Source organism: Mycobacterium sp., assembly GCF_032162605.1.
In the GTDB taxonomy this organism is placed as follows: domain Bacteria; phylum Actinomycetota; class Actinomycetes; order Mycobacteriales; family Mycobacteriaceae; genus Mycobacterium.
In genome coordinates this window covers 1-7,853 of record NZ_JAVROT010000189.1, presented here as the reverse complement: position 1 = coordinate 7,853, position 7,853 = coordinate 1, and the positions used below count along the sequence as shown (strand labels likewise).

Genomic DNA, 7,853 nt, shown 5'->3' with positions numbered 1-7,853 from the left:
TCGGCGTCGAGGGTGCGGACCGCGTCCAGGGTGGTGGTACCCAGGATCGGGTCGCCACCGATTCCGATGAACGCAGACTGCCCATAGCCTGCGGTGACCAGATTGAGCGCGAGCAGGGTGCCCAGGCTGCCGCTGCGGGAGACAACCCCGATGTTGCCCGGTTGGAAGATGTTCTTGGCGAAGCCCGGCATGATGCCCACCGATGCCTCACCGGGCACGACGAGGCCGGCGGTGTTGGGGCCGAGCACCTGGACTCCGCGGTCGCGTGCTTCGGCTAGGACGTACATCACGTCGTGGTAGGGCACGTGCTCGGTGAGGAACACGACTTTGCGAACGCCGGCCTGGATGGCGTCGAGTACCGCCCCTTTGGCGGCCAGCGGCGGGACGAACAGCACGGCCACGTCGAGCCGGTGGGCTTTCGCAGCTTCCACGACCGAGTTGTAGACCGGTATCCCGGCCACTGTCTGGCCGCCCTTGTTGGGGCTTGCGCCGGCGACGACGTTGGTGCCGCACTCGGTCATTCGCTCGGTCCAAAAGGATCCCTGTTTGCCCGTGATTCCCTGTACGACGACGGTCTCGTTTCCGGTGACAAGCATCAGCGCGCTCCCTCGTTGACTAGGACATGGTCGTGTCCGGCAGCCGCCACCGCGGCCTGCACCGCGTCATCCATAAGGTCGTAGGGTTGCAACCCGAGCCGATTGCGGACGAGAGCGATGGCCTCGTCTTCGCCGGTGCCGTGGATGGAAAAGAACACCGGGATGTGGGGCCGAAGTGCCTCGATCGCGGTGACGACGCCCTCGGTCATGACGTCGGTGCGGGCGAAGGCCCCGCAGAAGTTGACCAGCAGGCTGCGTACGTTCGGGTTCTTCAGCACCAGCCGGAGCGCGGGGGTGGCCTTGGTGTAGGCGTCGCCGCCGATCTCCAGGAAGTTGGCCGGTCGCCCTCCGTAGTGGTTGACGGCGTCGAGGGTGGCCATGGTGAGCCCGGCTCCGTTGGCGAGCACCCCCACGGTGCCGTCGAGCTCGATGAATTGCAGACCCAGCCGGGCACCTTCGTCTTCGAGCGCCGACCCGTCCCCGACCTGCCCGGTTTCCAAGCTCTGCAGGAACTCGGCGGGTTGCCGTGCGAGCGCGCCAGGGTCCAGGGCGACCTTCGCGTCCAGCGCGACGGCACGCGCGTCCTCGGTGAGCACCAACGGGTTGACCTCCACCAGATCGGCCTCGGCCTGTAGGTACACCCCGTATAGCCCGAACAGGGCGGCCGCGACGGAGGACTGCTCGGTTTCGGTCAGGTCGGTGCCCGACAGCAGCGCCGCAGCGTCCTCGGGCGAGAGTCCGGTTCGGATGTCGATCGGCAGCCGCAGCACGTTCTCCGGTGCGTTGGCGTTGACCTCCTCGATGTCCATCCCACCCTCGACGGAGAACAGCACCAGCGGACCCTTGCTGGCAGGGTCGTTGAGGACGGCGGCGTAGAGCTCGCGAGCGATCGGTAACGCCTGCTCCACGAGCACCGCGGTGACCGGGAACCCGTTGACCGGTTTCCCGAGGAGGTCCGCCGCGGCCTGTTTCGCCTGCGCCGGGGTGTCGGCGAACCGGATGGCACCGGACTTGCCGCGTTTACCGGTCGGAACCTGAGCTTTGATGACGACCCGTCCGCCCAGCGCGCCGGCGATCGTCGCGGCCTCGCTCGCCTCCCCGGCTACCGCGCCGTCGGGTGTGGCGAGCCCTCCCTGGGAGAGCAGGCTTTTCCCTTGGTATTCAAGGAGTTTCACGGTTCACCGTCCGTAGGTGTCGAAGTAGTGGCCCCACAGTTGCTGCTCGGTGGGAACGCGCGGGGGGATGACGCGCGCCACCCGAGTGACATTCAGGAAGTGCCGGTAGGAGAGGTTGTCGCTGATGCTGTTGCCGGCCCAGGTCCCGGCGCCCATGGTCAGGGTGAAGCCGAGGCCGTTGTCGAACCCGCCGCCGGTACCGAAGCAGTGCGCCTGGTTGACCAGCACCCGGGCCACCCGCAACCGCTCCGCGACCGCCCGAACGTGTTCTTCGTCGTGGGTGTGGATGCCGCAGGAGTGGCCGGCTCCCTGGAAGTCGAGCAGCTGCTGGATCCGCTGCAGCGCCGCGTCGAAGTCCTGGTAGCGGTAGACGGTGAGCACCACGGACAACTTCTCGCCGCTGAAGGGGTAGTCGGGACCGACGCCGTCCTCTTCGACCATGAAGAACTCCGCGTCGCGCGCCTCGCCCGCATCGAGCCCGGCGAGCGCGGCGATCTTGTCCGGCGGTTGGGCCGTGACCGCGGAATTGAGCTTGCCGTCGGGCCACATCACGGCCTGCAGCCTCGTCTTCTCCGGCGCCGTCAGCAGGTAGCCGCCCTGAGAGCGCAACTGGTTCAGCGCATCGTCGTATACGGCGGCGTCGATGTGCACGGAGTTCTCCGACGAGCAACTCGTTGCGTAGTCGAATACCTTGCTGCGCTTGATTTTATCGGCGGCATCGGCCAGGTTCGCGTCGACGGCGATGATCACCGGAGCGTTGCCGGCCCCGACCCCGATCGCCGGGGTACCACTGCTGTAGGCCGCCCGCACGTTGCGCTGAGAACCGGTGACCACCACGAGATCCACCTGTCGCATCAACTCAGTCGTCATCGGCTTGGTCGGCTCGGCGATGACCTGCACGAGATCGCGCGGAGCGCCCACCTTGTCGAGTTCGGCGTGGATGTATTGCACCAACAGCGCACACGTGGAGGCACCTTTGGGTGACGGCGAAAGGATCACGGCGTTGCCGCCCTTGAGCGCCATCATCGTCTTGTTCGCCGGAGTGGCCGCGGGGTTGGTGGAGGGGCACACTGCCGCCACCACGCCTACCGGCTTGGCGTACTCGGTGATGCCGAGTGCCGTGTCCTCGCCGATGACCCCGACCGATGGCGCTCCGGTCAGGTCGTGCAAGGTTCCGATGGTCTTGCGCTGGTTCTTGGTGACCTTGTCCGCGACACAGCCGAGACCGGTGGCCGCCACGCTGAGCTCGGCCAGCGCCCGGGCGCGCTCGGGCTCGTAGATCGCCCAGGCGGCAGCGGCCACCACATCGTCGACGCGCTGCTGGGAAAAGGTCTCGAACACCGCCTGCGCGGCGCGAGCATTGGTGATCAGGCGACCGATCGACGCGGCGACGTCGTCCGATTCGGTCGGGTTCAGCTTCTGTGACATGTCCGATTCCTCCGCGATGACTCCGACGGAACGCCCGATGGTTTGCGAGCCCCAAAATGCAGGCTCGAACACGCTCATGGCGGCTATTTCACTATATGGTAGTACATTCCATATGATTTGCCGGTGCTGCGACCGACGTCACCGTAATGGTTAATCCCACCTGTGACCGTTGGCACACGGATCGGATCTCGTTCTACGGTCGCCATGGTGTTCAATTCCATATTCTGGAAGAGGAATGGACATGAGGGATCCAGTCACTGCCGACGGGTACGGGCGACTCACTGACGCCCACACGCTGGAAGGATTCGACTGCGGTAAGGAGCCGCTGAATACCTGGCTCATCGCCCATGCCCGTCGAGGGGACAGCAGCGGGGTCGCGCACGTCTACGTGTGGACTCCGCTCGGCGAACAGAAAGTCAGCGCCTATTTCGCCATCTGTCCCGCCGAAGTAGTACGCAACGACGACGGCGTCGCGGGAGCCCTGGCCGGCGGCTATTCCCGCATACCCGGATACTTGATTGCCCGCCTGGCGATCGACACGTCGCTGCGGGGTCAGGGATATGGCGAGCAGCTGCTCCTCGACGCGCTAGGCAAAGCGGTCGCCGCATCGGAAATCGGCGGCGGCCGGCTCATCGTCGTTGATGCCATGGACGACGAGGCGCAATCCTTCTACGAGCACTACCACTTCGTTCCCGTCCGCAACCGCGAGCGTCGTCTGGTCATGAAGGTGTCCACAGCGGCGGAAGCGCTCGGCGAGCGCTGGCGGGAGTAAGTGCGGCGGCAGTACGCCAACAAGAATGGCGGCCCCGGATTGGCGATGCCCCTACACAGGTGAGGTCGACGCAGCGAGTGCTCCTCACACGCTGGCCCAGCGAGTGAGGTCGCTCAGAGCCCCTTCGCTTGGAGCGCCTTCATCAGCGAGGGGCGCCTGCCGTAGTCTCGCCGGACCTTGGCGATGTACAACGCGAAATCAGCACTGCGACCGCCTCTTTCATACAGCTCGGCCATCGTTGCCAGCGTCGCAGCAATGCCCGGGTAGAGCCTGGTGTTGGGACGCTGCAGGTCGTTCTCGAGCTGCGGCCGGTACAGATCTGCAGCGGCTACCGGCCGAGCCTCGGCGCCTTGGGTAGCGAGTTCTTGCCATGCCCAGCCGGGACCATAGCGGGCGGCGGCCTCCCAGGCGGCGTCCACGTCTCCCTCGCTCAGTGAGAGCTGGACCAGGACCGACCCCGCGCCGGGGCCACCAGCCAATTCTCGCGCGTGGTCGAGCGCCCAGGCGCGTTCGGTATCGGCGCGATCGATCGTGGCGGCAAAGTCCAGCAGTGACCGATAGGCGTGGACCGCAGGCTGCCGGAGGAAATTGGCACGCAGAACGGCGATCGCATCGTCGATGCGGCCGATTCCCCGGTACGTGTCGGCGACTTCGGACGGGCTCAGCCAATAGCCATTACCGCCGCCTTGACTGCTGGCTCGCCCTTCGGCAACCGCCCGATCGATCCAGTTCACTACCTCGTCGTCACGTCCGGCCGCCCGCAAGCGGGCGATGATCGCCCCGTACTGCGGGTGCTCCCGTTCGTTCAGCAGGTCGACAGCCCGATCGACATCGCCGTCGTGATCGGCGAGCTCCAGCAACATGGCGTCGACTTCAAACCGGCTCCAGTGGTCGCGACCTGCGTGCTGACGGTCCAAGTCCGCGACCGTCGCGCGGTAGATCGCCAGCGCATGGTCGTCGAACGCGTCGACGAAATCCGCGAGCAGCAGAGTCGGCCATCCCGGCGAGGTGGCACGGAAAGTCGCCAGCCAGCTTGCGAGTTCGCCTGGGTCTGGGTCACCCAGTCGACATGCCTGCGCGTACAGGTCGCCAGCCCGCTCGCATTCACCGCCGATCGCCCCCGACGAGTCGTCAGCATGCTCGGTGATCGTGCGCAGCAGGGTCAAGGCGCGTCGGAGAGCCGGCCGCACGATTTCGGCGCATCCTGCGTTCAGATGGTTCTCAAGCTCGTCGAGTACTTGACTGGCCGCCTCCGCGACGCCGAAGGATTCCCGGTAATCGACAAACCCGCGGAATTGCAGCGTGTTGCGCACGTATGCCTCGAACTCGGCCTTGGCGCTCGTGTCGTCACCGGACGCGGTCGTCGCCCGCACTTCGAGTATGCGCCGCACCTCGCCGTCGCGCTGTGCCAGTGTCAGGACGAGGTCACGAAGCTCGTCGATATCCATCGCATGCACGGTGGCTTCCAGTCCAGATGCCGCCGAATCTTCGGCCATGTCGTCGACTTTGCCACTGTAGATCGCGGCGAGTCCGACCGCGACCAGGTGTTTGCAGAAGTTGCCGTCGGAATGGTGCGGGCACGTGCAGTACCCGTCGGGAAGCCGACCGGACCAGTCGAGCTCCACGGTGTAGACCTGCTTGGCCTGGACCGAGGCATAGGCCTTCTCGGCGGCGATCCGCAGGCCTCGGACATAGCGGACGTAGTCCTCGCCCCGGCCGTAGACGCGATCACCGGCCGCAGTGAGCAGCGCGGTCTCAGACAGTGACATATCGACATGGTGCCGGATCGACCGAGGTGGGACCCGCATGACATGACGACCGATCTAATGTGATCGACGTGAACTCGGCCGATTTCGGGATCCCATGAACGAGCACCCGTACCTGCAGCTCGTGCCGGTTCCGGCGTCGCGGCCCGATCTGCGTTACCCCCGGCGGCGTGACATCGCCATCTACCGGATCAGGGTCGACCTCGACGACGCGCAACCACCAATCTGGCGACGGCTGGACCTGCGCTCGAACCTGACACTGGACCTGCTGCACCAGGTCCTGCAGGTGGCGTTCGGCTGGACCGACTCGCACCTGCATCGCTTCTCACTCGGCGGCGGCGTGTTCGACCACCGCAGCCAGCTGTTCCTATGCCCGTACGACGTGGACAACAAGGAGTGGCCCGAAGACGATGACGGCCTGCCCGCCGCCGAGACTCGACTCGACGAAACCCTCAGTGAGCCCGGCGATATCCTGCACTACCTCTACGATTACGGCGACAATTGGGAGCTGAGGCTTCGTCTCGAAGCGGTTCTACCCGCCGAGAGTGACTGTCCCGCAGCGGTTATCGTCGACGGTGAGCGCGCTGCCCCTCCGGAGGACTGCGGGCACCTGGTCGACGCCGACAGCCTCGCGGAGGTGCTTGCCGACCCCGCGCTTTTCGAGCCGCAGCGGGTCAACAAGGGATTCGCCGGCGCGTACTTCGTGCTGCGTGAAGCCGGCATCGACACGCGCCTGGTCGACCTGGTCCATCGTCTCACCTATACCCCGCACGGTGACGACCTGACAGCGGTAGCGCTCACGCTGGCTGATTCGAGACCGCTGTACACGGTCGCTGTGGCCGACAATCTGCGGGCGTATCAGTGGTTTCTGGACCGCGCCAAGGACGGCGGCATTCCGTTGACGACCGCCGGATACCTCAAACCGGCTGACGTCGGGGAAGCCTCCAAAGTCGTTCCTGTAATGAATGATTGGATTGGCAAGCGCAATCGCGAGATCCAATGCTACCCACTGCTGCGGTTCCGCGAAGGCGTGCAGTCGTTGGGACTGCTGCGCAAGCACAAGGGCATATTGTTGCTGACCAAGGCTGGCGTAGCGGCCCAGCGTGACCCCGACAGACTGTGGGAGCATCTGGCCGATCGGCTGATTCCCAAGTCCGACGAGAAGTTTGATGCGCAGGCCACTCTGCTTATGCTGGCCTTTGCGGCGGCTTCGGCCGGTTCCACACTGCCGTTCGACAAGATGACGGCGTTGCTGGCCGAACTCGGCTGGCGCTACTCCGACGGTCGGCCTATCTCGGAGTCGTCCCTGCGCCAACTCCTCGTCTGCGAAGTCTTGATCAACGTGACCGACCAGCCCGTCACCCGGGCGCGGCGGAATATCGTGAGTCCTGCGGCAGCAGTATTGGCGCGTAGGGCGCTCAGCGGGAACTGAAAGCTTCAGCCATGCTGAGGACGACCCGGAAGTCGTTCGCCAGCGGCTTCGCGAAGCGCGCCGAGCGGTCTCCGAACGGCGCCGGGCCACGGCCGCCGCGCGCTGACAACCTCAATATGGGTTCCGTGACCCGCGCAAGACGCTGATAGGACTTGCAAGCCACCACCCCACGTGACCAGCGGTCAACTTCGGTACTAGGACACCGGCCTCGACCAAAGCCGCACAGCGTGTACAGGCGCACATAGCGCACGTGACGTGCGGTCGATCGGACCAATGCACCCCCGCACGAGTCCATTGAGTGCGCCGCCGGCACCCGACTGGTCCCACCGGTCGGTCGTCGCCTCATCGAACCCTTGAGCAGATTAGCTCCGTTATCGCAGGTCAGAGCCTGCTTCTCTGTGTCGGGCTGACAGGATTTGAACCTGCGACCACTTGACCCCCAGGGAGCTCAAATGTGTGAACTGCTGCTCGACTGTGTCGCATAAGTAATGGTCAGGGCGTTTTGCATGTCTCACCTGTGTCGCCTCATCTAGCGTGTCTGAGCGTGTCTTGGGACATTGATGGGACACTGGTCACGCGGCGATTCGGCCCTCCCCTGTGGCGCCTGGGATGTCCGAAGTATCCAGGTATTCCGGGCAATTCAGCTATGCGAAATTTTTACGTCTCACGAGACATTGCTGAACT

General features: G+C 65.1%; 6 protein-coding genes. 2 read left to right on the top strand and 4 right to left on the bottom strand.

Going from position 1 to position 7,853, the window contains the following annotated elements; genetic code table 11:
- From QOI01_RS11825 to sauS, 3 genes are all read right to left on the bottom strand, one after another.
- The coding region (locus QOI01_RS11825) for a succinate--CoA ligase subunit alpha (RefSeq protein ID WP_526381068.1) at nt 1-596 on the bottom strand (596 nt) is incomplete at its 3' end.
- On the bottom strand, nt 596-1,771 hold the full coding sequence (locus QOI01_RS11820) for a succinate--CoA ligase subunit beta (protein WP_526381066.1): 1,176 nt from the start codon (nt 1,769-1,771) through the stop codon (nt 596-598). The genes QOI01_RS11825 and QOI01_RS11820, both read right to left, overlap by 1 nt.
- Before the next feature lie 3 nt (nt 1,772-1,774).
- Nucleotides 1,775-3,199, bottom strand: a complete 1,425-nt coding sequence (gene sauS, locus QOI01_RS11815; protein WP_526381064.1) for an acylating sulfoacetaldehyde dehydrogenase — start codon at nt 3,197-3,199, stop codon at nt 1,775-1,777.
- A 241-nt stretch (nt 3,200-3,440) separates the two neighbouring features.
- On the opposite strand from sauS, the gene QOI01_RS11810 reads away from it, so the two are divergent.
- Nucleotides 3,441-3,971: a GNAT family N-acetyltransferase gene (locus tag QOI01_RS11810; RefSeq protein WP_526381062.1), complete on the top strand. Its 531-nt coding sequence runs from the start codon at nt 3,441-3,443 to the stop codon at nt 3,969-3,971.
- A gap of 113 nt (nt 3,972-4,084) precedes the next feature.
- On the opposite strand, the gene QOI01_RS11805 is transcribed toward QOI01_RS11810, so the two are convergent.
- Nucleotides 4,085-5,740 carry an SWIM zinc finger family protein gene (locus tag QOI01_RS11805; RefSeq protein ID WP_526381060.1) on the bottom strand — a complete coding sequence of 552 codons (1,656 nt, stop codon included), beginning with the start codon at nt 5,738-5,740 and terminating at the stop codon, nt 4,085-4,087.
- Nucleotides 5,741-5,834: 94 nt separating this feature from the next.
- Here QOI01_RS11805 and QOI01_RS11800 point away from each other — a divergent pair, with 94 nt between their 5' ends.
- The gene (locus tag QOI01_RS11800; protein ID WP_526381058.1) at nt 5,835-7,169 is read left to right on the top strand and encodes an IS1096 element passenger TnpR family protein; all 1,335 of its coding nucleotides are present in this window, start codon (nt 5,835-5,837) and stop codon (nt 7,167-7,169) included.
- The last annotated feature ends 684 nt before the right edge of the window (nt 7,170-7,853 follow it).